Here is a 23,809-nt window from a genome sequence, read left to right on the forward strand (position 1 = left end):
TACTCTGCGTGTCCCCATGACCGCGACGAGTGCCTACCAGGGGTGTGTGTGAAGGTCGCCTGCGTCGGCGGCGGGCCCGCCGGACTGTACCTGTCCATCCTGCTGAAACTGCGGGACCCGTCCCACGACATCACCGTCTACGAGCGTGACCCCGAGGGCTCCACCTACGGCTGGGGCGTCACCTACTGGCGCGGCCTGCTCGACCGGCTCCGGGAACACGACCCGGTATCGGCCCGCGCCGTCGAGGAGCACTCCGTGCGCTGGCGGGACGGTGTCGCCCACGTCGGCGGCCTCACCACCCGGCACCAGGGCGACGAGGGCTTCGGCATCGGCCGCCACCGGCTCCTGGAGATCCTCGCCGCCCGGGCCCGCTCGCTCGGCGTGCGCCTGGAGTTCGACCACGGGATCACCGGGGAGAACCCGCCCGACGCAGACCTCGTCGTCGCCGCCGACGGCGTCGGCAGCGCACTGCGCACCCGGCACGCCGCACACTTCGGCACCGAGACCACCACCGGCCGCAACCGCTACGTCTGGCTCGGCACCAGCAAGGTCTTCGACGCCTTCACCTTCGCCTTCACCGAGACCGACCACGGCTGGATCTGGGCGTACGGATACGGGTTCGGTCCCGGCGGCAGCACCTGCGTCGTCGAGTGCGGGCCCGAGACCTGGACCGGGCTGGGCCTGGACCGGGCCGACGAGGGCGAGGCGCTGGTCCTGCTGGAGAAGCTCTTCGCCGACGTCCTGGACGGACATCCGCTCACCGCACGCTCCGGCGGCCGGGCCGGCGCCACCTGGCCCGCCTTCCGCACCCTCACCAACCGCACCTGGTCCCGGGGCAACCTCGTCCTGCTCGGCGACGCCGCCCACACCACCCACTACTCCATCGGCGCCGGCACCACGCTCGCCCTGGAGGACGCCATGTGCCTCGCCGGCGCCCTCGGCGACCACGCCCGGCTCCCCGACGCCCTCGCCCACTACGAGCGCGAACGCCGGGCCGCCCTGCTGCCGGTGCAGAGTGCCGCCCGCCACAGCGCCCAGTGGTACGAGAACCTGCCCCGCTACATCCGGCTCGCCCCGGAGCGGATGTTCGCCCTGCTCGGACAGCGCCACTCGCCCCTGCTGCCGTACGTCCCGCCCGGCCTCTACTACCGGCTCGACCGGGCTGCGGGGCGCCTGGAGACGCTGCGCCGGTTCAAGCGCTGGCTGGGGCCTCGGCTGGCGCGGACCGCGCAGGCCCGCAGAGCCGCGGGCGCCCGGCGGATGACAGACTGACGCCATGGACGAGCGCACTTTCGACAGGTCGGATCAGCACGCGTCGGTCATCGGCCTCGGCACCTGGCAACTGGGCGCCGACTGGGGGGACGTCGACGACAAGGAAGCCCTCACGGTCCTGGAGGCGGCGGCCGAGTCGGGGGTCACCTTCTTCGACACCGCCGACGTCTACGGCGACGGCCGCAGCGAGGAGACCATCGCCACGTTCCTGCGCGGCCGGCCCGATCTGCACGTGCTGGTCGCCACCAAGATGGGCCGCCGGGTCGAGCAGATCCCGCAGAACTACGTCCTCGACAACTTCCGCGAGTGGAACGACCGGTCGCGCCGCAACCTCGGCGTCGACGTCGTGGACCTGGTCCAGCTGCACTGCCCGCCCACGCCCGTCTACTCCAGCGACGAGGTCTTCGACGCCCTGGACACCCTGGTCGAGGAGGAGCGCGTCGCCGCGTACGGCGTCAGCGTGGAGACCTGCGCCGAGGCGCTCACCGCGATCGCGCGGCCCGGCGTGGCGAGCGTGCAGATCATCCTCAACCCGTTCCGGATGAAACCCCTGTACGAGGTCCTGCCCGCCGCCCGCGAGGCCGGCGTCGGCATCATCGCGCGGGTGCCCCTCGCCTCGGGCCTGCTGTCCGGCAAGTACACCCGCGACACCGTCTTCGCCGCCAACGACCACCGGAACTTCAACCGGCACGGCGAGGCCTTCGACCAGGGCGAGACCTTCGCCGGCGTCGACTTCGCCACCGGTGTGGAGGCCGCCGCCGAGTTCGCCGCCCTCGCTCCGGAGGGATACACCCCGGCCCAGCTGGCGCTGCGCTGGATCGTCCAGCAGCCCGGCGTGACCACGGTGATCCCCGGGGCCAGGTCGCCCCAGCAGGCACGCGCCAACACCGACGCCGCCCGGCTGCCGGAGCTGTCCGGGCAGACCCTCGCCGCGGTCCGCGATCTCTACGACCGCCGGATCAAGGACCAGGTCGAGGGCCGCTGGTAGACGGCGGGCCGCGGCCTCACGGGACCAGGAGCAGCTGCCGTTCGCGTTCCTGGTCGCCGGAGGCCGCGCCCTCGTCGCGGGTGCTGAACGCCCGCGACAGCGTGGTGCTCGCCGCCTCGACCGCCTGCGGCGTGCCCTGGACGGTGACCGTCACCGGGGCGGACAGGGACGCGCCGGACCGGCCCGATCCCGGAGCGGGTGCGGGCGGGGAGTCGAAGGTCGCGGTGCGCACCGTCGCCCCCTCGTCGGCCGGGCGCCCGTCAGGTGCGCCGAAGACGTCCTCCAGCGCGCGCACGACCGCCCGCGCGTCGTCGAGGCCGCCGCCGCTGAGCGTCACGGTGAGCTGAGTGTCGGACATCCTTCGCACTTCCTCCCTGCGTGCCGGTGGGTCCGGCCCGTGTAACCGTCACCCGTTCCCTCAAACCGGGCGTCCTCCTCCCGGTCCGGCGCCTGAGCGCGGCGATCGCGGGAACAGACATGCCCATGAGGAACAGATGGTCGACGGCTGTCGGGAGGAACCGTGACTGACTCGGGGACGGCGGAGAACGGGAACAGGCGCAGAGGCCGCGACGAGACCGAGGAGGAGCGCGCCGACCGGATGTGGACGGAGCTCATCCAGGAGGTCCGCGTCGCGCAGATGGGCGTGCAGATCCTGTTCGGCTTCCTGCTCACCGTCGTGTTCCAGTCCAAGTACGAGGAACTGTCGACCACCGACCAGCGGATCTACCTGGTGACGGTGGTCCTCGGCGCCGTGACCACCGGCGCCCTGATCGGTCCGGTCTCCCTGCACCGCCTCGTCTCGGGGCGGCAGGTCAAGCCCCAGGCGGTCCGGTGGGCGTCGCGGCTGACCGTGCTCGGCCTGGTGCTGCTGCTCGCCACCATGGCCTGCTCACTCCTGCTGATCCTGCGCGTCGCCACCCACAACGGCGTCGTGCCCTACGTCGTGACCGGCGTGGTCCTCTGGTACCTGGTGTGCTGGTTCGGGATCCCGATGTGGACCCGGCGCCGCCATTCAGCCCGCTGAGGCCGGGTCAGCCCTCGGCGGTCAGCTCCGCGAGGAAGTCGTCCACGCACACCCCCTCCCGGCCCGGCCGCACCACGGCGTAGGTCTCGCGCAGGAACGCCTGGACGGCCGCGGCCCAGACGAACACCACGGCCCGGTGGCGGCCCCCGTCGGGGCGGTCGTCACCGAGCAGTTCCACGCGGAGCTCGTCCCACACACCCCGCGACTGGGGCCGCAGGCGCACATCGCCGACGCCGACCGGCCGGGTGAGCCCCTCGCCGACCATCTGCCGGTCCAGCGTCCAGCGGGCGAGGACCCGGCCGTCGTGGCTGAACACCACGGTGATGGCGAAGGGATCGTCCGCGTCGTAGCCGAAGTGGGCGAGGACGGGGAAGCGGTCGGTGTCGCCCGTCCGGAGCTGGACGACCAGGGTCCTGTGCACGGCGGTGTTCACGAGTGGCCTCCAGCGGGACGGACGTAGAGCCCTCTAGTACCCCGCCCACCGGCAAGATGCCCGGACACCCGGGTGATTCGTCCGGGTGTCCCCGCCGCTCAGTCGCTCCCCAGCGCCTCGCGCAGCGCGGGCAGCAGCGTCTTCTCCGACCAGTCCAGGAAGGCGTGCTGGGTGTCGCCGCCGATCTGCACCAGGGCGACCTCGGTGAACCCGGCCTCCACGTACGGTCGCACGGCGGCCACGAAGGCGTCCGGATCGTCGCCGCAGGGGATCGACGCGGCGACGTCGTCACGGGTGACGAACTGGGTGGCCGCGTCGAAGGAGTCCGGATGGGGCAGCTCCGAGTTGACCTTCCAGCCGCTGCCGAACCAGCGGAACTGGTCGTGGGCCCGGGCGATCGCCGCGTTCTTGTCGGGGTCGTAGCAGACCGGCAGCTGCCCCACGCGCGGCTTGCCCGTGCCGCCGTGCCGGTCGAAGGCGTCCAGCAGGTCCGCCTTCGGCTCGGTGGCGATCACCAGGTCGGCGAACTCGCCCGCCAGCCGGCAGGAGCGTTCGCCGGAGACGGCGACACCGATCGGCGGAGCGCTCTCGGGCAGGTCCCACAGCCGCGCCGACTCCACGTCGAAGTGGGTGCCGCGGTGGTTCACGTGGCCGCCCTCGAACAGCGCGCGGATGATCTCCAGGGCCTCCCGGAGCATCTCGTGCCGGACGTCCACCGAGGGCCAGCCGCCGCCCACCACGTGCTCGTTGAGGTTCTCGCCCGAGCCGAGTCCCAGCCGGAACCGGCCCTCCGACAGCAGCTGCATCGTCGCCGCCTTCTGCGCCACCACGGCCGGGTGGTACCGGAAGGTCGGGCACGTCACGTACGTCATCAGCGGGATGCGGGAGGTCGCCTGCGCCGCGGCGCCGAGCACGCTCCACGCGTACGGGGAGTGGCCCTGCGAGCGCAGCCACGGGAAGTAGTGGTCCGAGGTCACCGAGAAGTCGAACCCGGCCTCCTCCGCCCGCACTACGTGGCCGACGAGTTCACGCGGGCCGGCCTGCTCGGTCATCATCGTGTATCCGATACGTGCCATGGCCGCCGGGTCCCCCGCCCCGGCCGACGGGAAACCGGCGGAAACGGGAGGGAAGCGGTCAGGCCGCCGTCTCCCGGAAGCTCTGGAGGAAGGCCGCGAGAGTCCGCTCGTTCCCGCCGTCGTCCCAGTCGGCGGCCGGGGTCGTCCAGCGCAGTGAGAAGCTGCGTCCCCCGCCGAGCAGGAAGCCGCGGCCGAAGGTGCGCACCCGGTCGCCGTCGTCGTGGGCCACCCACTGCATGTCGGCGGCCTCCCGGCCCCGGTACGTCGTCGCCCGGATCTCGCCGATCCGCCGGTAGCCCCCCGAGCGCTCCAGCTCCGGCTCGACGTCGTCGCGCCACACCGCCACCGGGTCCGCGCCCGCCCGCTCGCTGTAGGTGACCGCGAGGGTGCGCGGGTCGCCGGACGCGCCGAAGACGACGCGGTAGGCGCCGTCCGGCACCCGCGAGGTGTCCAGGCGCCGCCAGTTCCCCGGCAGCGCCACGGAGAAGCCCTCCGGCGCCGTGTAGCGGCGGAACCCGGCAGGCAGGGCGTCCCCGTCCGGTCGCGACGGCGACGGACTCGCGCTCGTCGGGGGCGCGGAAGGCGCCGGTTCCCCGGGGGAGGGGGCCGTGGGAGCGGTGGGGGCGGACGGGCGCGGCCCCGCGTCGGTGGCGGAGCCGTCGTCCGTGCCGGGCAGTCCGTGGGTGACGGCGACGACGGCCACCGTGACCGTGGCGAGCGCGAGGGCGGTCCCGGCGACCGTGCGGCGCCCGCCCCGTCCGCGGCCCGCGTCCCGCGCGGCGGCGTACATCCCGCGCAGCCGGGGGCGCGGGAGCTCGTGCACCGCCGTGTCCGGGTCCTCCGTGAGCACCCGGGTGAGCGCCTCGCGGACCACCGGCCGGGTCAGCCTCTCGCGGGAGTCCTTGCGCAGCAGCCCCAGCACGGCCTGGGTGAGCGGGCCGGTGCGCACCGGGGTGCGCAGCGGCAGCCGGTCCACGCCCCTCAGCGTCGCCTCCGGCCGGCCCCGGTCACGGAAGGGCGGCCGTCCCTCGACCATCGTGTAGAGGACGGCGCCCAGCGTCCACAGGTCGGCGGCGGGGCCGATCCGCTCGTCGCGGGCCTGCTCGGGCGAGGCGTACGAGGGAGCGGTGAGCCGCGGGGCGAGGGTGGCGCCGGCCAGCCCGAAGCCGGTGACGACGACCGAGCCGTCCTCGCGCATCAGCACCTGGCCGGGGCTCAGCTCGCCGTGGGTGATCCCCTCGCCGTGCGCCGCGTCCAGCACGGTCAGCAGCTCCAGGCCGACGCGGGCCGCGCGCACGTAGTTGAACGTGCCCTGCCGCTCCAGGAGATCGCCGAGCGGCACTCCGCCGACCCATTCGGTCACCGTCCACAGGGCGCCGTCCGCGACGACCGCGTCGACCACCGGCGCGATCCGCCCGGGGCACAGCGACTCCATGCTCTCGCAGGTGCGCAACACCCGCCCCGTGATCCGCGGGCCCGAGCCCCCCGTCTCGTCCTGCGGGAGCGCGGTCCGCGTGACCAGGCACGGACGGCCGGTCCCGGTGTCCTCCCCGGACCAGCAGACGCGGTTCACCTCCCGCTGGACGACCTCCAGCAGGCGGTACCGTCCGGCGACCAACTCGTGTGTGGAGACCTGCGCCCAGCCCATGGCCATCCCTCGTTCGCACCGCTGGCTCTCAGCTTGAACAGGGATACGGTGAACCGGCCCGGACGCGTTCAACGAATGCGCGATCCGACGCCTTTTCTGACCCTTCTTCAAAAGGCGCCGAACGTCTGCGCGAGCGAGAAGGCGGGAAATGCGGCCGCGTGGTCCGTACCAGCCCTGAACTGGGTGGTCGTCGCGCGGGGGTGCGGTGCGCAATTCCGCTGCGGACCGCACCCCGCCGCAATTCCGGCCCCACCTCGGGGTAACCGCCGGTAATTCGGAGTGCGGTCCCGGAAAGGCGGTGTCAGCGCAGGCCGAAGCGGTCCGCCCAGGCGGCCATGTCGGCGGTCGTCGAATTCCCGCCGCAGACCACCAGACCGAGCCGGGCGCCGTCACCCACCCGCTCCAGCACCCGGCGGGCGGCCGGCAGCAGACAGCCGGCGGCGGGCTCGGTCCACACCTTCGCGTGCTCGGCGAGCGCCAGCGACCCCTCGACGGCCTCCCGGTCCGGCACCACGAGCACCTCGGTGACCAGCGCCGACACATGCTCGTACGTCACCTGCGAGACCGCCGGCGCGCTCAGCGTGGTGACCACCGACGACAGGCTCACCGGCACCGGCCCGCCCGCCGCCAGCGCGCGGGACATCGCCTCGGCCCCCTCGGTCTCCACACCCCACACCCGCAGGTCCGGCCGCCGCGCCCGCAGCGCCGCGGCCACACCCGCGATCAGCCCGCCGCCCCCGATGCTCACCAGCACGTCGGTCAGCTCCCCGGCGTCCCGGTCGAACTCCAGCCCCACCGTGCCCTGCCCCGCGATCACCACCGGGTCGTCGAAGGGGTGCACCAGGGTCAGCCCCTCCTCCCGCAGCCGCGTCACGAGCGCGAAGGCGCTGTCCATGCCGTCGGTGAGCCGCACCAGCGCGCCCGCCTCCTCGGCGATCTCGACGGAACGGGCCGGTGCCGTGCGCGGCATCACCACCGTCGCCTTCACGTCCAGCGCGGCCGCCATCACCGCGACGGCGATGCCGTGGTTGCCGCCGCTGACCGCGACGACGCCCGCGGCGCGCTCGGCCTCGGTCAGCGACAGCAGCTTCGCCGTCGCGCCGCGCGCCTTGAACGAGCCGGTGCGCTGGAGCAGCTCCAGCTTCGCGGTGACCGGGACCCCGAGCAGTGCGGACAGCCCGGGACTGGGCACGGTCGGAGTGCGTACGACGTGTCCGGCGATCCGCTCGGCCGCGGCTTCGATCTCGTTGATCCCGATCAAGGCAGTCATCCTTCCGGCGCGGGGTGGTGATCCACTCCTCGTCGCACCCTTTCGCGCGACGCGTCCGAGGTCAACCGCTTGCCACGGGCACGACGGCGCCGCCCGTCCGAGCGGGCCGCCTCAGTGCTGCTGCGCCTTCTGGGGCGTCGCCTCGCTCGGCCGGACCACGACGAAGCCCTCGCCCTGGAGCAGCAGTTGCACGGCCTCGCCGGAACCGCCGCGCAGCATCGAGCCCATGGACTGCGAACGGTGCAGGGAGGTCTGCAGCCCCGCCGACCAGCCGACGATCGCGTCCGTGTCGACGTAGACCGGCTCCTGCGGGGAGACCGGGATGACCAGCGGGCTGCCCTCGCAGACCAGCCCCAGCCTGCCGTGCCCGGTGAAGACGCTGTTGAACAGCCCGCCGCCCGCGATGCCGGAGCCCTTCACGGTGGAGATGCGGTACGACAGCGAGGCGTCGAAGCACAGGACGTTGCGGCCGTTCACGGTGAACTCGTCGCCGGGCTCGACCTCCACGATGAAGCAGTTCTGCGCCTCGTGCGCGAACCAGGCCTCACCCTGTCCGCGCACCGCCATCAGCGGCAGCCCCTCGCCGGTGACGGCACGCTTGAGCATGCCGCCCACGCCCTGGCCCTTGCGTTCGAACTGGAGACCGCCGCGGTAGGCGATCATCGCGCCCTGCCGGGCCAGCATCTCGCCGTTCACCGCGTAGCGGATGCACTTGGAGTTCTCGACGGTCATGCCCGGCGCGCTCGCGGGCAGCACCATGTGCTCACTGGAAAAGAGGTCACCCTTCATACCGGCATCCTGGCCCGGAGAGTGCCGTTCCGCCAAGATCGGGCGCGGGTCCGCCTTCCGGCGGTCAGCCGCCGAAGAGCTGCGTCCAGTAGGTGCCGGCCCGTCCGCCGCCGGCCAGACCGACGCCGATGTGCGTGAACTCGGCCTTGAGGATGTTGGCGCGGTGCCCCGGGCTGTTCATCCAGCCCTCGACCACGTCGGCCGCGGAGCGCTGGCCGCAGGCTATGTTCTCGCCGACCGTGCGCCGGGCGGCCCCCGCGGCGGCGGCCCGGTCCCAGGGCTTTCCGCCGTCCGGATCGGTGTGCGCGTAGAAGTCCCGGGCCACCATGTCCGCGCTGTGCGCCTGCGCGGCCCGGGTCAGGGCGGTGTCGGCGGCCAGCTGACGCAGCCCCGCTCCGGCCCGCTCCCGGTTGGTCAGGCGGACGACCTCGGCCGTGACGCGGTCCAGGCCCTTCGGGGTGAGCGGCACGGCCCACAGCACCGTCCAGTACGTCTCGCCCGCGCGGCCGCCGGTGGCATGACCCCAGCCGGCGTGCGTGAAGGCCGTGTCGTGCAGGGTGCGCCGGGTGCGCTCGGTGCCCTGGCAGTACGCGACGAACTCGGCGGGCGTGCGCGGTCCGGAGACCAGGTGCTCGCCGACGGTGAGGTAGGCGAACCCGGCCGAGACGGCGCGCTGGTGGACCGAGACGCCGTCCCGGGTCTCGATGCTCAGCGTGCCCGCGGCGGCCATGGCGGCGGCGTGCGCCCCGGCCGCGGCGTGCAACCGGGCGTCCGCCGTGATGGGGGGTGAACCGGCCGCCGTCCGGGCGGCGTTGACCAGGCCGAGGAAGCCGTCCGCGTCCGCGTCGGGCACGGTCGGCGGGCCCGGCGCGGTGGGCGGGGCGGCGTCGTCGAGCACGTCCACCCCGAAGTCCCGGGCCAGCCCGGCGAGTCCGTCGGCGTACCCCTGGCCGAGGGCGCGCAGCTTCCAGCCCGCCCCGCGCCGGTACAGCTCCGCCAGCAGCAGCACCGTCTCGGAGCCGGGGCGCGCGGGGGTGAACCGGGCCAGGGTGCGGCCGGCGGCGTCGGTGACGTGCAGGACGGGGGCGGGGAGCGCGCCGAGCGCGGTTTCGGGGTCGGACGGGCTGACCACCACCGTCACCCGGGTCGCGCCGGGCCGCAGCCGGGCGGGATCGACGGTGAGCGTGCCGTCGGCGAGCCGGGCGCCGGGGGCCCGCGGCTGGTTGTAGAAGACGAAGTCCCCGTCCCCGCCGACCTTTCCTCCGTCGTCCGTGACGAGCGCCGACACGTCGAAGGCGCCGGGCACCCGAACCGTCACGGGGCCGCCGGGCAGGGGGACGTTGCCCCCGGGGACCAACTCGCTCATCGTGCCGCCCTGTGTCGTGTGTTCGCGCTCCGGGTGTGCGGGTGGGGCCTCGCGTACGGGTTTCGGTGCCGGGTCAACGTGCGCCGGGCGGCCCTGGTTCCCGTCGTCCGCGCCCGTGTCTCAGTCCGACGGGGCCGGCTCCGCGGCGACCAGTCCCTGCCGGTACGCGACGGCGACGGCCTCGGTGCGGCTGGCCGCGTGCAGCTTGCCGAGGATGTTGGAGACGTGGACGCTCGCGGTCTTGGCGCTGATGAACAACTCCTCCCCGATACGGCGGTTGCTGTGCCCCAGGGCGAGCAGCCGCAGCACGTCCCGCTCCCGGGCGGTGAGCAGCGCGGCCCCCTCCCCGCCGCCGGGCGCAGGGTCGGTGAGACGGCCGCGCCGCACGAGGTCGTCCAGGCGCTCGCGCAGCAACCGGGCGCCGAGCCGGTCGGCGTCCCGGCGCACCGCCTCCGCCTCGGCGGCCGCCTCCGCGCGGCGGTCGGCCGCCAGCAGGGCCTCCGCCCACCGCAGCCGGCACCGCGCCCGTTCGTAGACGTCGCCGAAGGTGAAGGCCGCCACCGCCTTCTCCCAGGCTCCCGGATCCGGCCCGGAACCCGTCGTGCGTCCCCACTCCGCCTCCGCCCGGGCCAGCCAGGCCTGGCCCTCGGGGCCCTGGGGCGCCGTCCCGTCCTCCCCGTACCCGGCCGACGACCGGGCCTGCTCCACCAGCGTCGCCGCGGTCCCGGCCCACCGGGCGGCGCAGGTCTCGTCGCCGGCCCTGCGCAGCTCCACCACAGTGTCCGCGACCGCCGACAGGGCGAGCGCGGCGAGCCTGACGGTGGCCAGGGGAGGCGTGCCCACGTCGTCGGTGAGCGCCTCGACGGTGGACCGCATCGACCGCACCGCGCCCTCCGCGTCCCCGCGCAGGGCGGCGGCGTCGGTCAGCACGATGCCCCCGACCAGCCTGGCCATCCAGTCGAACGGCCCCTCCAGCAGCGCCCGCGCCCGGTCGGCGGCCGCCTCGTCGCCGCGTGCCAGGGCCACGTACAGCCCGGGACCGAGGGCGTGGCCGCCCGAGGCGGGCAGCGGTCCGCCGTCCTCCTCGGACTCCCGCACGCACTCGTCCCACTGTCCCAGCGTGTACCGCACCAGGAGCCGCAGGTACCGCATCTCCCGCGGATACGGCGAGGACAGCAGCCCGGCGCGGCGGGCCCGGTCCAGGCCTTCCGACGCCCAGGTCAGGCACTCCTCCGGGTCGCCGGACTCGAAGCTGCCGATGGCCAGGTTGAACAGGGCGCGCAGCTCCACCGGCGCGTTGCCCGCCCGCCGCGCCAGCTCCCGCGCCTCGAAGAGCCGCTCGCGGCCCTGCGGGGTCGCGCGGTTGGCGCCCTCCAGGCTGGTGAGGGAGATCAGAAGGTCGGCGCGGGCGTCGGTGACGCCCAGCTCCTCCGCCACCGCGAGGGCCCGGCGCCCCACCTCCCGCGCCGAGCCGTTCTCCCCGACCTGGCGGGCCGCCGTCACATGCGTGGCCGCGGCCCACAGCCAGGTCGCCGACGGCGGATCGGCGGGGATCAGGCCGAGCGCCTCGCTGCTGTGCGCGTACGCCGCGGACTGGTTGTCGACACTGAGCAGGTTCCCGGCGAGTGTGTAGCGCACCCGGGCGGCCAGCTCCAGGTCGGCGTCCTGGCCGAGTCCCGCCAGCGCCGAGCGGGTCAGGGACACCGCCCGGTGCAGCTCCCCGGCGTGCACGGCGGCCGCCGAGGCGCGCAGCGTCAGCGTCACGGCGTCGGGCCCGGCGGGACGCGCGGCCGGGTCCACCGCCGACCACAGGTCCAGGGCGGTCTCCACGTGCCGCAGTTCCTCGGCGGGCGCGCCGACGCGCTGGGCGTGGTCCGCGGCCTCCAGCGAGGCGGCCAGCGCCTCCGGCAGGTCGTGGCTCTCGCGGTAGTGGTGGGCGCGTTCGGCGGCGCTGTCCGACCTGCGGCCGGGGCCCGCGAGCAGCCGGGCGAACCCGCCGTGCAGCCGGGCCCGTTCGCCGGGGAGCAGGTCGGCGTAGACCGCCTCCCGGGCGAGGGCGTGCCTGAACGAGTAGGTGCCGCCGTCGGCGGAGACGAGCAACTGCCGCTCCACGGCCTCGCGCAGCGCCGCCTCCAGCTCCTCCTCGGGCAGCCCGACGGCGTCCCGCAGCAGGCCGTGCCCCACCCGCCGCCCGGCGACGGCGGCGGTCCGCAGCACCTGCTGCGCGGTCTCGGACAACTGCTCGAAGCGGATGAGCAGCACGTCGGCCAGGCCGCTGGGCACGCCTCCCGCGGGCGCGTCCGTGGCCGCCACCAGTTCCTCCGCGTAGAACGCGTTGCCCTCGGCCCGTTCGACGATCCGGTGCACGGTGGTGTCCGGCAGCGGCCGGTCCCGCAGCGCACGGACCAGCTGGGCGACGTCGGCGTCCGGCAGGGGACGCAGCTCCAGCCGCTCCACGGCGGGCAGCCGCACCAGCTCGGCCAGCAGCGGGCGCAGCGGATGGCGGCGGTGCAGGTCGTCCGCCCGGTAGGAGGCGAGCACCGCGAGCCGGTGGCCCCGGGCGCCGCCGGCGGGACGCTGCAGCACGCCCCGGCTGAGCAGGAACCTCAGCAGGTCGCGGGAGGACTGGTCGGCCCAGTGCAGGTCCTCCAGGACCAGCAGCAGGGGCGCGACCTCCGCGAGTTCGGTGAGCAGCGCGGCCACGCCCTCGAACAGCCGCAGCCGCGACCGGTCCGCCCCGCCCCCGTCCTCGGGGCCGCCGCCGAGCAGCCGGTCGGCCACCGGGTGGGCGGCCAGCACCCCGGCGAACCGCTCGTCGGCCGCCAGCGCGCCGAGGATCTCGGTGAACGGCAGATAGGGCAGACCCACGTCGCCCAGGTCCACGCAGTGCCCGGTGAGCACCGTGGTCCCGGCCCCGGCGGCTCGGGCCGCGACCTCGTCCAGCGTCCGGGTCTTGCCGACCCCGGCGTCCCCGGCGACGAGCACCGCGCGGGCCTCCCCGGCGCGGGCGCGCTCCAGGACGCCGGTGAGACGCGCGAGTTCGTCCTCGCGGCCGACGAGAGGGCTGGTGAGTGAGGTCTGCGGCACGCCGCCCATCCTGACACGCGGGTCCGACAGCGCCTCCCGCTCGCGCGGTGCCTTTCGGCGGTCAGCGCCTCAGCGCGCCGGCCCAGTCGGCGGGGACCCGGCCGGCCGGGCCGGGTGCGGGCTGGTCCGCGGGGTGGCCGGTCGGCGGCGCGAGGGCCGGACCGGACTCGTACAGCTCGTTGGCCGCGTAGTCCCAGTACCACTCCTCGCCGGGCTCGAAGCTCTGCACCAGCGGGTGCCCGGTGGAGGTGTAGTGCCCGGTGGCGTGCTGCCCCGGAGAGCTGTCGCAGCAGCCGACGTGGCCGCAGGTCGCGCAACGCCGCAGGTGGAACCACCAGCCGCCGGCCGCGTCGCACTCGGCGCAGCCGCTGCCGCTCGGCGGGGCGGTCGGGTCGATTCCGGTGTCGCCGGTCATGGCGTCTCCTCTCGTGCCGTCTGCTCGGCGGGATCGGGTTCGTCGGTGGGTTCGGGTTCGTCGGCGGTGAGCGGCAGGAGCACCTGGAACCGGGTGTCGCCCGGCTCGGACTCCACCTGGAGGGTGCCGTGGTGCTTGTTGACCACGATCCGCCAGGAGATGTCCAGGCCCAGCCCGGTTCCCTCGCCCACCGGCTTGGTGGTGAAGAACGGGTCGAAGATGCGCTCGCGGATCTCCGGGTCGATCCCGGTGCCGGTGTCGCGGAACTCCACGAGCAGCCGGTCGTCGTGGAGCGCGGTGCGCACCGTCAGGGTGCCGTCGCCGCCCGCGGCGTTCACCGCGGCGACCGCGTTGTCGATCAGGTTGGTCCACACCTGGTTCAGCTCCGCCGGGTACGCCGGGACCTTCGGCACCGTGCGGTCGTACTCCTTGACGACCTCGATCCGCGGGCCGATCTTGCCCGACAGCATCAGCAGGGTGCTGTCGAGGAGTTCGTGGACGTCGACGGTGCGGTACGGCGCCCGGTCCAGCTGCGCGTACTGCTTGGCGGCATCGACGAGGTGGGAGACGCGGGCCGTGGAGTCCGCGATCTCGTTCATCAACAGCTCGGTCTCGACCGTGTAGTTCAGCCAGCCGACCGCTCCCGGCAGGATCTCCTCGTCGACGGCGGCCGCGACCTGCTCCAGCCAGTCGGTGTCCAGCCCGGCCTGCACGAAGGTCGGTGCGAGCTGCCAGCCGTGGTCGATGCCGCGGTCCTCCAGCCAGTCGGTGAGGGCGTCCTCCCGGTCGGAGGCCTCCAGCGGGCTGAGGGCGGGTGCCTTCGCGACCTGCTCGGCGGTCCGCTCCTGGATCTCGATGAGCCCGGCCAGCGCGTCGCGGGAGAACGGGCCCTCGGCGATCACGGCCAGCTTGTGCCGCATCTTCGCCACCCGCTCCCGCAGCGTCGCCGTCGCCCGCACCGCGGCCGCCGCCGGGTTGTTCAGCTCGTGCGTGAGACCCGCCGACAGCGAGCCCAGCGCCAGCAGCCGCTCGCGCTGCCCGACCGCGCGCTGGGTGCTCTTGGAGCCGAAGAAGAGCCCCTCCAGCAGATGCACCGCCATCGGGAACCACTCCCGCATGACGGCCGCGAACGTCTCGGCGGGCAGCACGAAGAACCGCGTCGGCTCGGTGACCCGCATGGAGTTGTTGTAGACCTGCGGCAGCCGGTCACCCACGTACGCCTGCATCGCGCCCGCGTACACGCCGCGCTGCGAGGTGCGGTTGGTCTCCACGTCGTCGACGCCGACCCGGCGGGAGAGGACGACGGTGCCCTCGAGCATCACGTAGAAGCAGGTCGCGTCCTCGCCCTCGGTGTACACCGGGCCGGGCTCGAAGACCTCGACGCGTCCCTCCGCGCACAGCCGGCCCAGCTGCTCGGGGGACAGCTTCTCGAACAGGAACAGCTTCCCGATCTCCTCGGGGGCGCACGGCGCCGGCCGCCCGCTCACGACTGCTCCAGGTAGCGGTGGACGAGCATCACGGCCATGGCTCCCTCTCCGACGGCGGACGCGACCCGTTTCGCGGACTCGGCGCGGGCGTCGCCCGCCACGAACACGCCCGGGACGCTGGTCTCCAGGTGGTAGGGCGGACGGTCCAGGTCCCACTCGGCCGGCGCCCGCCCGTCCACGGTGAGATCGGGACCGGCGAGGATGAACCCGCGCTCGTCCCGCAGCACCGTGCCGTCCAGCCAGCCGGTCAGCGGAGCCGCGCCGATGAACACGAACAGCCACTGCGCGTCGACCTGTTCGGTGTCGCCGGCCCCCGCGTCGCGCAGCGTCAGCCGCTCCAGCCTGCCGTCGCCGTGGGCGCTCTCGACCACGGTGTGGCAGCGGACGTGGATGTTGGGCGTCTCCTCGATCTGCTGGACCAGGTAGTGCGACATCGACGCCGCCAGGGAGGCGCCGCGCACCAGCAGCGTCACCGACTTGGCGCCCCGCGCGAGGTACATCGCCGCCTGGCCCGCCGAGTTGGCGCCGCCGACGATGTACACGTCGTGGCCCTGGCAGGAGGCGGCCTCGGTCAGCGCCGAACCGTAGAACACCCCGCAGCCGGTCAGGTCGTCCGCGCCCGGCGCGGCGAGCTGCCGGTAGGACACGCCGGTCGCCAGGATCACGCTGTGCGCGGCGACCGCGGAGCCGTCGGAGAAGCGGACGACCCGCGCCGCGCCGTTGGCCTCCAGCCCGGTCACCTCCCGCGCGGTGAGGATCTCGGCGCCGAACTTCGCCGCCTGCCGCCTCGCCCGCTCGGTGAGCTGTCCGCCCGAGACGCCGTCGGGGAAGCCCAGGTAGTTCTCGATGCGTGAGCTCTGCCCGGCCTGGCCGCCGGTCGCCGACCTCTCCACCAGCACCGTGCGCAGCCCCTCGGAGGCGCCGTACACGGCGGCGCCGAGCCCGGCCGGGCCGCCGCCGATCACCACCAGGTCGTAGAAGTCCGAGGTCGGCGTCGTCGCCAGGCCCACGTGCGCCGCGAGGTCGGGCGCCTCCGGCTCCACCAGCGGTGTCCCGTCCGGTGTGACCACCACCGGCAGCCGCTGCCCGTCCTGCCCCGCGGCCGACAGCAGCCGCTGCCCCTCCGGCGTGTCGGAGGAGTACCAGCGGTACGGCACCTGGTTGCGGGCCAGGAACTCGCGGACCTCCGAGGACCGCGCCGACCAGCGGTGCCCGACGACCTTGGTGCTGGGCACCGGCCGGTGGTCGCCGGCGCGCCACGCCTGGAGCAGGTCGTCGACGACCGGATAGAGCTTCTCCTCGGGCGGGTCCCAGGGCTTGAGCAGGTAGTGGTCCAGGTCGACCACGTTGATGGCGTCGATCGCCGCGCCGGTGTCCGCGTAGGCCGTCAGCAGCACCCGCCGGGCACCCGGATACACGTCCATCGCCCGTTCCAGGAACTCGATGCCGTTCATCTGCGGCATCCGGTAGTCGGCCAGGAGCACCGCCACCAGGTCGCCGCGCAGTTTCAGCTCGCGCAGCGCGTCGAGTGCCGACTCGCCGGACTCCGCGCGCACGATGCGGTACGTCGCGCCGTAGCGCCGCCGCAGGTCACGGGCGACGGCCCGGGAGACCCCCGGGTCGTCGTCCACGGTCATGATGACGGTCCGCGTCGCCCCGTCGTCCTGTGCCATGCGTCCCCCACGTCGAGCGGCCGGGTTCACGGCCCGGCGTCCCCGTCACCGCACCGGCCTGAAGCCCATCGTATGTTCGATCGCCGGACCTCGCTCAGGCAGCGGGAGGCCCGCCCCGGGGGCCCAGCACGCAGAACTCGTTGCCCTCGGGGTCGGCCAGGACCACCCACGGCACGTCGGTGCCCTGGCCCACGTCGGCGCGGCGCGCCCCCTGCTCCAGCAGCCGGGCGACCTCGGCCGCCCGGTCCACGGGCCGGAAGTCCAGGTGCAGCCGGTTCTTCCCGGCCTTTCCCTCCGGCACCCGGACGAAGAGCAGCCCGGGCAGCCGGTCCGGCTCCGGACGGATCTCGTACTCCTCGGCGGAGCCGTCCACCACCACCCAGTCCAGCGCCCGCGCCCACCAGCGCCCCAGGGCCGCGGGGTCGGCCGCGTCGACCACTACCTGCTCCCACTCCAATGGCATGCGGACAGCGTAGGGAAGACTGGCCCCATGGACGTCACCGCGACACAGGGAGGGACCCGTATGACGCGCCCGATCACGGCCGGCGTGGACGGCTCGCAGGAGAGCCTGGCGGCACTGGACTGGGCCGCGGGGGAGGCGGTCCGCACCGGAGCGCCGCTGCACGTCGTGCACGCCTGGCAGCCGCGCGACACGGGCGGCGAGGGGGACCGGGACGCGCAGGAGCGCTGGGTGCGGGACGCGGTCGCCGAACCGGTGCGCACCGTCACCGGACGGCACCCGGAGCTGACCGTGTCCACGGAGGTCCGCGAGGCCGACGACCCCGTCGCCGTGCTGCTCGCCGCCGCGGCCGACTCCACGACCCTGGTGCTGGGCTCGCGCGGGCACGGCGCGATCGTCGGGTTCCTGCTGGGCTCCGTCGGCCGGCAGGTGATCGCCGAGGCCACCCGGCCGGTCGTCCTCGTGCGGGCCGGTGAGAAGACGGCGGGCGGGACCGGCGGCGAGGTCGTCGTGGGCCAGCAGGGCGAGCCCGAGGACAGCGCCGACGTGATCGGGTACGCCTTCGAGGCGGCCGCCGCGCGCGGCGCCACCGTGCGCGCCGTACGGGCCTGGACCCTGCCGACCGTGTTCACCTACAGCCCCGGCTCGATGGCGCTCGCCGACGAGGCCGGCGGTCTGGAGCAGTACGAGCGCAAGGCGCTCGGCGAGGCCCTCGGTCCCTGGCGCGAGCGCTTCCCGGACGTCCCGGTGGTCGAGCACGTGGAGATGGGCAGCGCGGGCCAGGTGCTCCTGTCGGTGTCCGCGAACGCCCGGTTGATGGTGGTCGGCCGCCGCGCCCGCCGCGGCGCCGTGGGCGGCCGGATCGGGTCGGTGGCGCACGGCGTGCTGCACCACGCGGACTGCCCGGTGGCGGTGGTCCCGCACACGTGAGCCGGCGCGCGGGCCGCACGGCCCGGGGTGTCAGTCCGACGTGGGCTGGAGGGTCTCGCGGGCCCTGGGCAGGATGTTGAGGATGTAGTCCTCGACGACCGTGTCCAGGCCGATCTCGTGCTGGGCCCGCTCGGACAGGTACCAGCGGTGCTCCAGCAGCTCGTGGTAGATCTCCGCCGGGTCCATCGAGCCCCGCAGCTCCGGCGGCACGGCCCGCACGGTGGGCCGGAACACCTCGCGCACCCAGCGGTGCGCGAGGACCTCCGGCCGGGCGCCTAGGGGGTCGCCCGGGGCGTAGTCCTCCTGGGTGGCCATCCAGCTCTCCAGGTCGTTCAGCAGGCGCCTGGCCTGGTTCTCCTCGGCGTCCAGACCGGTCAGCCGCAGCAGCTGGCGCTGGTGGTGGCCGGCGTCGACGACCTTGGGCACGAAGGTGACCGTGTCGCCGGTGGAGGCGTGCTCTATCTGCATCTCGGCCACGTCGAAGCCGAGGTCGTTCAGGCGCCGGATGCGGCGTTCGATGTAGTGGTACTTGCCCGCCGGATACACGGAGGTGCGGGTCAGCTCCTCCCACAGCGTCCGGTAGCGGGCGCAGATCTCGGTGCCGAAGTCGATGGGGTCCACGGAGGGGTGCAGCGCCCCCGAGGCCTCCAGGTCCAGGAGTTCGCCGCTGATGTTGACCCGCGCCAGCTCCAGGTCGTAGTCGCGCTGCCCGGGGCTGAGCCGCGGGTGCAGGTCGCCGGTCTCGGCGTCGACCAGGTAGGCGGCGTAGGCGCCCGCGTCGCGCCGGAAGAGGGTGTTGGACAGCGAGCAGTCGCCCCAGGCGAAGCCCGCCAGGTGCAGGCGCACCAGGAGCACGGCCAGGGCGTCCATCAGCCGGTGCATGGTCGCCGGCCGCAGGGTCGTCTCGAACATCGACCGGTACGGCAGGGAGCCGCCGAGGTGCCGGGTGACGAGCACCGGCTCCAGCTCCTCGCCGGCCGTGCCGGTGCGGCCGGTTACCACGGCCAGCGCGTCCACCGCGGGGATGGCGAGCCGGTCCAGGTCGCGCAGCAGCTGGTACTCGCGCAGCGCGGGCCGCTCGGCCAGCTCCTTGACGGCGATGACCTCCTCGCCGGCGCGCGCGTAGCGCACGACGTGCCGGGAGATGCCGCGCGGCAGGGGCACGAGATACTCCTCGGGCCACTGCTCCAGCGGCAGCTGCCAGGGCAGTTCGAGCAGGAGCGCGGGGTGCTCCGGATTGGTGGCGCTGATCTGCAAGGCCATGCCCCGACTCTAGAACGCCCGTTCCCGGGCCCGTTCCGCGGCGTCCTTCACCGGCCCGCGGTGCAGGGGGCCGTGCCCGGGCAGCAGCAGGTCGCCGTCCAGCCCGGCGATGACGTCGAGCGAGTCGACCGCGCGGGCGCGGTCGTGGTGGAACAGGTCGGGCAATAGCTGCGGTCCGTCGATCCGGGAGATCGCGTGTCCGCTCACCAGCGCGTCCCCCGAGATCACCACCCCGGCGCCGGGCAGGTGGAAGACGCAGTGCCCGTCGGTGTGCCCCGGCGTGTGCACCGGCACCGGGCGCCCGGGCAGGTCGAGGGCGCCCGGCGCCGGGAAGGGCGCGGGCGCGGCCACCGGGTGCTGCTCGGTGCCGCCGGAGCGCAGCACGTGCACCGTCCAGGGCAGCACGCCCGGCCGCCAGGCGTTGCGCAGGATCGTGCCCACCGACACCTGCTGGAGGAAGTCCCGGCGCGCGTGCGGCACTTCGGCCTCGTGCAGCAGGACCGGGGTGCCGTGGGCGGCGCGCAGGTACTCGGCGGAGCCCAGGTGGTCGTTGTGCGCGTGGGTGATCAGTACGGCGGCGACGGCCTCCGGTGAACTCCCGACGGCGGCGAGGGAGTCGAGGAGCTGTCGCCGGTCGCCGGGGTAGCCGGTGTCGACGAGCGTCACCGCGTCGCCGTCGGCGAGGATCACCCAGTTGGTGTGCGAGCCGTGCACCAGGTAGGTGCCGTCCGCCACTTGCCGTACGTCCGCGCCCATGAGGTCTCCCGCGTTCCGTTTCCGCCGTGCCGGCCCCAGCCAAGCAGATCCGGTGCGCGGAGGGCGGCCCGCCCCTCAGCGCACGCCGTGCGGCCGGAACTGGACGCTGATCCGCGGCCCGGCGGCACGGGTGCTCTTCGGGACGCAGTGCTCCCAGGTGCGCTGGCAGGAGCCGCCCATCACGATCAGGTCGCCGTGGCCGAGCGGCCGGCGCACGGTCTCCCCGCCTCCGCCGGCCGGGCGCAGCAGCAGGTCGCGGGGGGCGCCGACCGAGAGGATGGCGACCATCGTGTCCCGGCGCGCGCCGCGCCCGATCCGGTCGCCGTGCCAGGCGACGCTGTCCCGGCCGTCGCGGTAGTGGCACAGCCCGGCCGTCGTGAACGGCTCGCCCAGCTCGTCGGCGTAGTGCGCGGACAGGGCGTCGCGCGCCTCGGCCAGCAGCGGGTCCGGCAGCGGGTCCCCGGCGCCGTAGAAGGCGAGCAGCCGGGGGACGTCGACCACCCGCTCGTACATGGCGCGCCGCTCCGCACGCCACGGGACGTCGGCGGCCAGCCGCTCGAACAGCGCGTCGGCGCCGTGCAGCCAGCCCGGCAGCAGGTCGATCCAGGCTCCCGAGCCCAGGTGGGTGCGGCGCAGCCCGCCGAGCGGGCCGAGCCGGACCTCGTCGGCCTGGTCGAAGAGCGAGCCCTGGAGGTGCGTGGTCATGGGACCAGCGTACTCCTCAATCGAAAATGCGTTCTAAAGATGTCAGGGCACTTTCGATACGCTGATGTATCCGATACATTCGCGCATCCAACGGAGCGAGGGAGCCGGGCATGGCGGTGAAGGCGACCACCGGGCGGGTGACCAGGCGTCGCGTGCGTACCCGCGCCAACCTCCTGGACGCGGCGTTCGCGGTGTTCGCCGCCAAGGGGTTCGGCCGGGTGTCGATCGAGGAGGTCTGCGAGGCGGCCGGATACAGCCGGGGCGCCTTCTACTCGAACTTCGACAGCCTGGACGAGCTGTTCTTCGCCCTCTACCGGCAGCGCGCCGAGCTGATCGCCGAGCAGGTGTCCACCGCGCTCGCCTCCGACGGCCCCGGCCTGGACGTGCCGGCCGCCGTGGCACGGGTCACCGAGGTGCTGCTGCTGGACGGGGACTGGCTGCTGGTCAAGACGGACTTCCTGGTGCACGCCGCCCGCGACCCCGAGGTCGCCGGGGTCCTGCTGGAACACCGGGCGCGCCTCAGGCGGGCGATCGCCGACCGGCTCGCCCGGGCCCGCGGACACACCGCCCTGCCCGCCGTGCTGGGCGACACCGAGGGCGCCGCGCACGCCGTGGTCGCCGCGTACGACGGCGTCACCACCCAGCTCCTCCTGGACCGGGACGTCGAGCACGCCCGGGCCTGGCTGGGACAGCTCCTCACCGCGCTGCTGACCGACGGCGGCGCGCGCCCATGACAGAGCCACCACGGACAAGGAAGGGACGATCGCCATGGATGCCGACGTCATTGTCGTCGGAGCGGGCCTCGCGGGCCTGGTCGCGGCCCACGAGCTGACCAGCCGGGGCCGGAGGGTCGCCCTGCTCGACCAGGAGAACGCGGCCAACCTCGGCGGCCAGGCCTTCTGGTCCTTCGGGGGCCTCTTCCTCGTCGACACGCCCGAGCAGCGCCGCCTCGGCGTCAAGGACTCCCTCGACCTGGCCTGGAACGACTGGCAGGGCAGCGCCGGGTTCGACCGGACCGAGGACGAGGACTCCTGGGCGGTGCGCTGGGCCCGGGCCTACGTGGAGTGGGCGGCGGGGGAGAAGCGGTCCTGGCTCGCCGGGCACGGGATCAGCTTCCTGCCCACCGTCGGCTGGGCCGAGCGCGGCGACCTGAGGGCCGGCGGGCACGGCAACTCGGTGCCCCGCTTCCACATCGCCTGGGGCACCGGCACGGGCGTGGTCGAGCCCTTCGTGCGGTACGCACAACAGGCCGCGCGGGACGGACTGCTCACCTTCCACCACCGCCACCGCGTCGACCACCTGATCGTCGAGGACGGCACCGCGCGCGGCGTGCGCGGCACGGTCCTCGCCGAGGACGACTCGCCCCGCGGAGTCGCCTCCAGCCGCGAGGCGGCCGGCGAGTTCGAACTCACCGCCCAGGCCGTGATCGTCACCTCCGGCGGCATCGGCGGCGACCACGACATCGTCCGCAGCCACTGGCCCGACCGGCTCGGCACGCCGCCCGCCGAGATGGTCACCGGCGTCCCCGCCTACGTCGACGGCCGGATGCTCGGCATCAGCGCCGACGCGGGCGCCCGCCTCGTCAACCGCGACCGGATGTGGCACTACACCGAGGGCCTGCGCAACTGGGACCCGATCTGGCCCGGCCACGGCATCCGCATCCTGCCCGGCCCCTCGTCCCTGTGGTTCGACGCCCTGGGCCGCCGGCTGCCCGAGCCGTGCCTGCCGGGCTACGACACCCTCGGCACCCTCCGGCACCTGCGCACCGCGGACGGCCTCGCCGAGCACGACCACTCCTGGTTCATCCTCACCCAGAAGATCATCGAGAAGGAGTTCGCCCTCTCCGGCTCCGAGCAGAATCCCGACATCACCGCCAAGGACCGGGCCGGCTTCTTGCGCGAACGCGTCCTCGGCAAGGGCGCCCCGGCCCCGGTGGACGCCTTCCTGCGCAAGGGCGCCGACTTCGTGACCGCGCCCAACCTGGAGCAGCTGGTCGAGCGGATGAACGGGCTCACCGAGAAGCCGCTCCTGGACGCGGCCCTGATCCGGCGGCAGATCGAGGCCCGCGACCTCCAGCTGGCCAACCCGTACGCCAAGGACGCCCAGGTCCAGGGCATCCGCAACGCCCGCCGCTACATCGGGGACCGCCTCGGCCGGGTCGCCGCGCCGCACCGGATCCTCGACCCCGCCGCGGGTCCGCTGATCGGCGTCAAGCTGCACATCCTCACCCGCAAGACCCTGGGCGGCATCCAGACCGACCTCGACTCACGCGCCCTGGCCGCCGACGGCACCCCCGTCGAGGGCCTGTACGGGGCCGGCGAGGTGGCGGGGTTCGGCGGGGGAGGGGTGCACGGGTACAACGCCCTGGAGGGCACCTTCCTGGGCGGCTGCCTCTTCTCCGGCCGCGCCGCGGGCCGCGACGCCGCCCGGCGGACCGCCTGAGGAGGCGCTGAGGCGCCCCGCACGCGCCGCAGCGCCTCCTCAGCTTCCGCCGAGAAGGCGCTGCAGCACCGCGGCGTGGCTCTCCCCGGGCGACTTCGACGCCGTCAGCAGCGTCACGTCCCCGGCGGCCGCCAGCTCCCGCACGTGGTCGAGGAGTTCCGTCTCCTCGGGGGCGGCCAGCTCCGCCTCGTAGCGCTCGGTGAACTCCGCGAAGGAGCCCTCACCCGCGTGGTACCAGCGGCGCAGTCCGGTCGACGGGGTGAGCCCCTTGGGCCACTCGTCGACCCGCGCCGCGTCCTTCGACAGGCCGCGCGGCCAGAGCCGGTCCACCAGGACCCGGACACCGTCGCCGGCCTCGGGAGGCTCGTAGACGCGGCGTACCCGTACGCTCACGCGCTCGACCTTCTGCGCACCGCCTCGCGCCGCTTGAGCGCACGGCGTTCCAGCTCACTGGTCCCGCCCCACACGCCGATGGACTGCCCGGTGTCGAGCGCCCATCGCAGACACTGCTCCTGGACCGGGCAGCCCCGGCAGACCGCCTTCGCCTGCTCGGTCTGCAGAGCGGCCGGGCCGGTGGTGCCGATCGGGAAGAACAGGTCGGGGTCCTCCGTGCGGCACGCGGCGTGTTCTCGCCAGTCGTCCATCAAAGTCACCTGCGATCGGTTGCGTTCGCGCCTTCGTGCGTTGGCCTTCGTGCAAAAGTTGCTCCGATGCGGGTGACCGGT

At 74.2% G+C, this 23,809-nt stretch carries 23 protein-coding genes; 6 read left to right on the forward strand and 17 right to left on the reverse strand.

Features of this window, described 5'->3' with window-relative positions; genetic code table 11:
• Nucleotides 1–42: 42 nt before the first annotated feature.
• Complete coding sequence (locus IE108_RS30835) at nt 43–1,272, forward strand: FAD-dependent monooxygenase (protein ID WP_064726291.1); 1,230 nt, start codon at nt 43–45, stop codon at nt 1,270–1,272.
• A gap of 4 nt (nt 1,273–1,276) precedes the next feature.
• Entirely contained in the window at nt 1,277–2,260 is a 984-nt protein-coding gene (locus IE108_RS30840) for an aldo/keto reductase (protein WP_064726290.1), read from the forward strand.
• A gap of 16 nt (nt 2,261–2,276) precedes the next feature.
• On the opposite strand, the gene IE108_RS30845 is transcribed toward IE108_RS30840, so the two are convergent.
• Nucleotides 2,277–2,618 carry a hypothetical protein gene (locus tag IE108_RS30845; protein WP_064726289.1) on the reverse strand — a complete coding sequence of 114 codons (342 nt, stop codon included), beginning with the start codon at nt 2,616–2,618 and terminating at the stop codon, nt 2,277–2,279.
• 162 nt (nt 2,619–2,780) lie between these two features.
• Between IE108_RS30845 and IE108_RS30850 the strand changes: the two genes are divergently transcribed.
• Complete coding sequence (locus IE108_RS30850) at nt 2,781–3,284, forward strand: DUF6328 family protein (RefSeq protein ID WP_064726288.1); 504 nt, start codon at nt 2,781–2,783, stop codon at nt 3,282–3,284.
• Between the two features lie 7 nt (nt 3,285–3,291).
• On the opposite strand, the gene IE108_RS30855 is transcribed toward IE108_RS30850, so the two are convergent.
• The 11 genes from IE108_RS30855 to IE108_RS30905 form a co-directional block, all read right to left on the reverse strand.
• Nucleotides 3,292–3,717: an SsgA family sporulation/cell division regulator gene (locus IE108_RS30855; protein ID WP_064726287.1), complete on the reverse strand. Its 426-nt coding sequence runs from the start codon at nt 3,715–3,717 to the stop codon at nt 3,292–3,294.
• A gap of 98 nt (nt 3,718–3,815) precedes the next feature.
• Nucleotides 3,816–4,793, reverse strand: a complete 978-nt coding sequence (locus IE108_RS30860; protein ID WP_064726286.1) for an LLM class F420-dependent oxidoreductase — start codon at nt 4,791–4,793, stop codon at nt 3,816–3,818.
• Between the two features lie 58 nt (nt 4,794–4,851).
• Entirely contained in the window at nt 4,852–6,447 is a 1,596-nt protein-coding gene (locus IE108_RS30865) for a serine/threonine protein kinase (RefSeq protein ID WP_064726285.1), read from the reverse strand.
• Nucleotides 6,448–6,742: 295 nt separating this feature from the next.
• The gene (locus tag IE108_RS30870; RefSeq protein WP_064726284.1) at nt 6,743–7,702 is read right to left on the reverse strand and encodes a threonine/serine dehydratase family protein; all 960 of its coding nucleotides are present in this window, start codon (nt 7,700–7,702) and stop codon (nt 6,743–6,745) included.
• 120 nt (nt 7,703–7,822) lie between these two features.
• Nucleotides 7,823–8,500, reverse strand: a complete 678-nt coding sequence (locus tag IE108_RS30875; RefSeq protein WP_064726283.1) for an AIM24 family protein — start codon at nt 8,498–8,500, stop codon at nt 7,823–7,825.
• Nucleotides 8,501–8,564: 64 nt separating this feature from the next.
• Nucleotides 8,565–9,866 (reverse strand): CAP domain-containing protein, encoded by a 1,302-nt coding sequence (locus IE108_RS30880; RefSeq protein WP_064726282.1) that lies wholly within the window; start codon nt 9,864–9,866, stop codon nt 8,565–8,567.
• 120 nt (nt 9,867–9,986) lie between these two features.
• Nucleotides 9,987–12,962, reverse strand: a complete 2,976-nt coding sequence (locus tag IE108_RS30885) for a helix-turn-helix transcriptional regulator (RefSeq protein WP_064726281.1) — start codon at nt 12,960–12,962, stop codon at nt 9,987–9,989.
• Between the two features lie 52 nt (nt 12,963–13,014).
• Nucleotides 13,015–13,368, reverse strand: coding sequence for a UBP-type zinc finger domain-containing protein (locus IE108_RS30890; protein WP_064726280.1), 354 nt, complete (start codon nt 13,366–13,368; stop codon nt 13,015–13,017).
• Nucleotides 13,365–14,855, reverse strand: coding sequence for an ATP-binding protein (locus IE108_RS30895; RefSeq protein WP_064726279.1), 1,491 nt, complete (start codon nt 14,853–14,855; stop codon nt 13,365–13,367). The genes IE108_RS30890 and IE108_RS30895 overlap by 4 nt, the downstream gene beginning before the upstream one ends.
• Nucleotides 14,852–16,528, reverse strand: a complete 1,677-nt coding sequence (locus tag IE108_RS30900; RefSeq protein ID WP_064726278.1) for an NAD(P)/FAD-dependent oxidoreductase — start codon at nt 16,526–16,528, stop codon at nt 14,852–14,854. Before IE108_RS30900 ends, IE108_RS30895 begins: the two co-directional genes overlap by 4 nt.
• 94 nt (nt 16,529–16,622) lie before the next feature.
• Nucleotides 16,623–16,991, reverse strand: coding sequence for a VOC family protein (locus tag IE108_RS30905; RefSeq protein ID WP_064726277.1), 369 nt, complete (start codon nt 16,989–16,991; stop codon nt 16,623–16,625).
• A gap of 60 nt (nt 16,992–17,051) precedes the next feature.
• Here IE108_RS30905 and IE108_RS30910 point away from each other — a divergent pair, with 60 nt between their 5' ends.
• Nucleotides 17,052–17,918, forward strand: a complete 867-nt coding sequence (locus IE108_RS30910; RefSeq protein WP_064726276.1) for a universal stress protein — start codon at nt 17,052–17,054, stop codon at nt 17,916–17,918.
• A 30-nt stretch (nt 17,919–17,948) separates the two neighbouring features.
• Here the strand turns inward: IE108_RS30910 and IE108_RS30915 are convergent, their stop codons facing one another.
• The 3 genes from IE108_RS30915 to IE108_RS30925 form a co-directional block, all read right to left on the reverse strand.
• On the reverse strand, nt 17,949–19,181 hold the full coding sequence (locus IE108_RS30915) for a DUF4032 domain-containing protein (RefSeq protein ID WP_064726275.1): 1,233 nt from the start codon (nt 19,179–19,181) through the stop codon (nt 17,949–17,951).
• A 9-nt stretch (nt 19,182–19,190) separates the two neighbouring features.
• A complete protein-coding gene (locus tag IE108_RS30920; protein WP_064726274.1) occupies nt 19,191–19,937 on the reverse strand; it encodes an MBL fold metallo-hydrolase in 747 nt (248 codons plus the stop codon).
• 75 nt (nt 19,938–20,012) lie between these two features.
• The gene (locus IE108_RS30925; RefSeq protein ID WP_064726273.1) at nt 20,013–20,642 is read right to left on the reverse strand and encodes an alpha-ketoglutarate-dependent dioxygenase AlkB; all 630 of its coding nucleotides are present in this window, start codon (nt 20,640–20,642) and stop codon (nt 20,013–20,015) included.
• Nucleotides 20,643–20,752: 110 nt separating this feature from the next.
• Between IE108_RS30925 and IE108_RS30930 the strand changes: the two genes are divergently transcribed.
• Nucleotides 20,753–21,376, forward strand: a complete 624-nt coding sequence (locus tag IE108_RS30930; protein ID WP_064726272.1) for a TetR/AcrR family transcriptional regulator — start codon at nt 20,753–20,755, stop codon at nt 21,374–21,376.
• A 34-nt stretch (nt 21,377–21,410) separates the two neighbouring features.
• A complete protein-coding gene (locus tag IE108_RS30935) occupies nt 21,411–23,084 on the forward strand; it encodes an FAD-binding dehydrogenase (RefSeq protein ID WP_064726271.1) in 1,674 nt (557 codons plus the stop codon).
• Nucleotides 23,085–23,123: 39 nt separating this feature from the next.
• Here the strand turns inward: IE108_RS30935 and IE108_RS30940 are convergent, their stop codons facing one another.
• Nucleotides 23,124–23,477 carry a DUF488 domain-containing protein gene (locus IE108_RS30940; RefSeq protein WP_064726270.1) on the reverse strand — a complete coding sequence of 118 codons (354 nt, stop codon included), beginning with the start codon at nt 23,475–23,477 and terminating at the stop codon, nt 23,124–23,126.
• Nucleotides 23,474–23,728, reverse strand: coding sequence for a WhiB family transcriptional regulator (locus IE108_RS30945; protein WP_064726269.1), 255 nt, complete (start codon nt 23,726–23,728; stop codon nt 23,474–23,476). Before IE108_RS30945 ends, IE108_RS30940 begins: the two co-directional genes overlap by 4 nt.
• Between the last annotated feature and the right edge of the window lie 81 nt (nt 23,729–23,809).

Source organism: Streptomyces parvulus, assembly GCF_014648855.1.
In the GTDB taxonomy this organism is placed as follows: domain Bacteria; phylum Actinomycetota; class Actinomycetes; order Streptomycetales; family Streptomycetaceae; genus Streptomyces; species Streptomyces parvulus.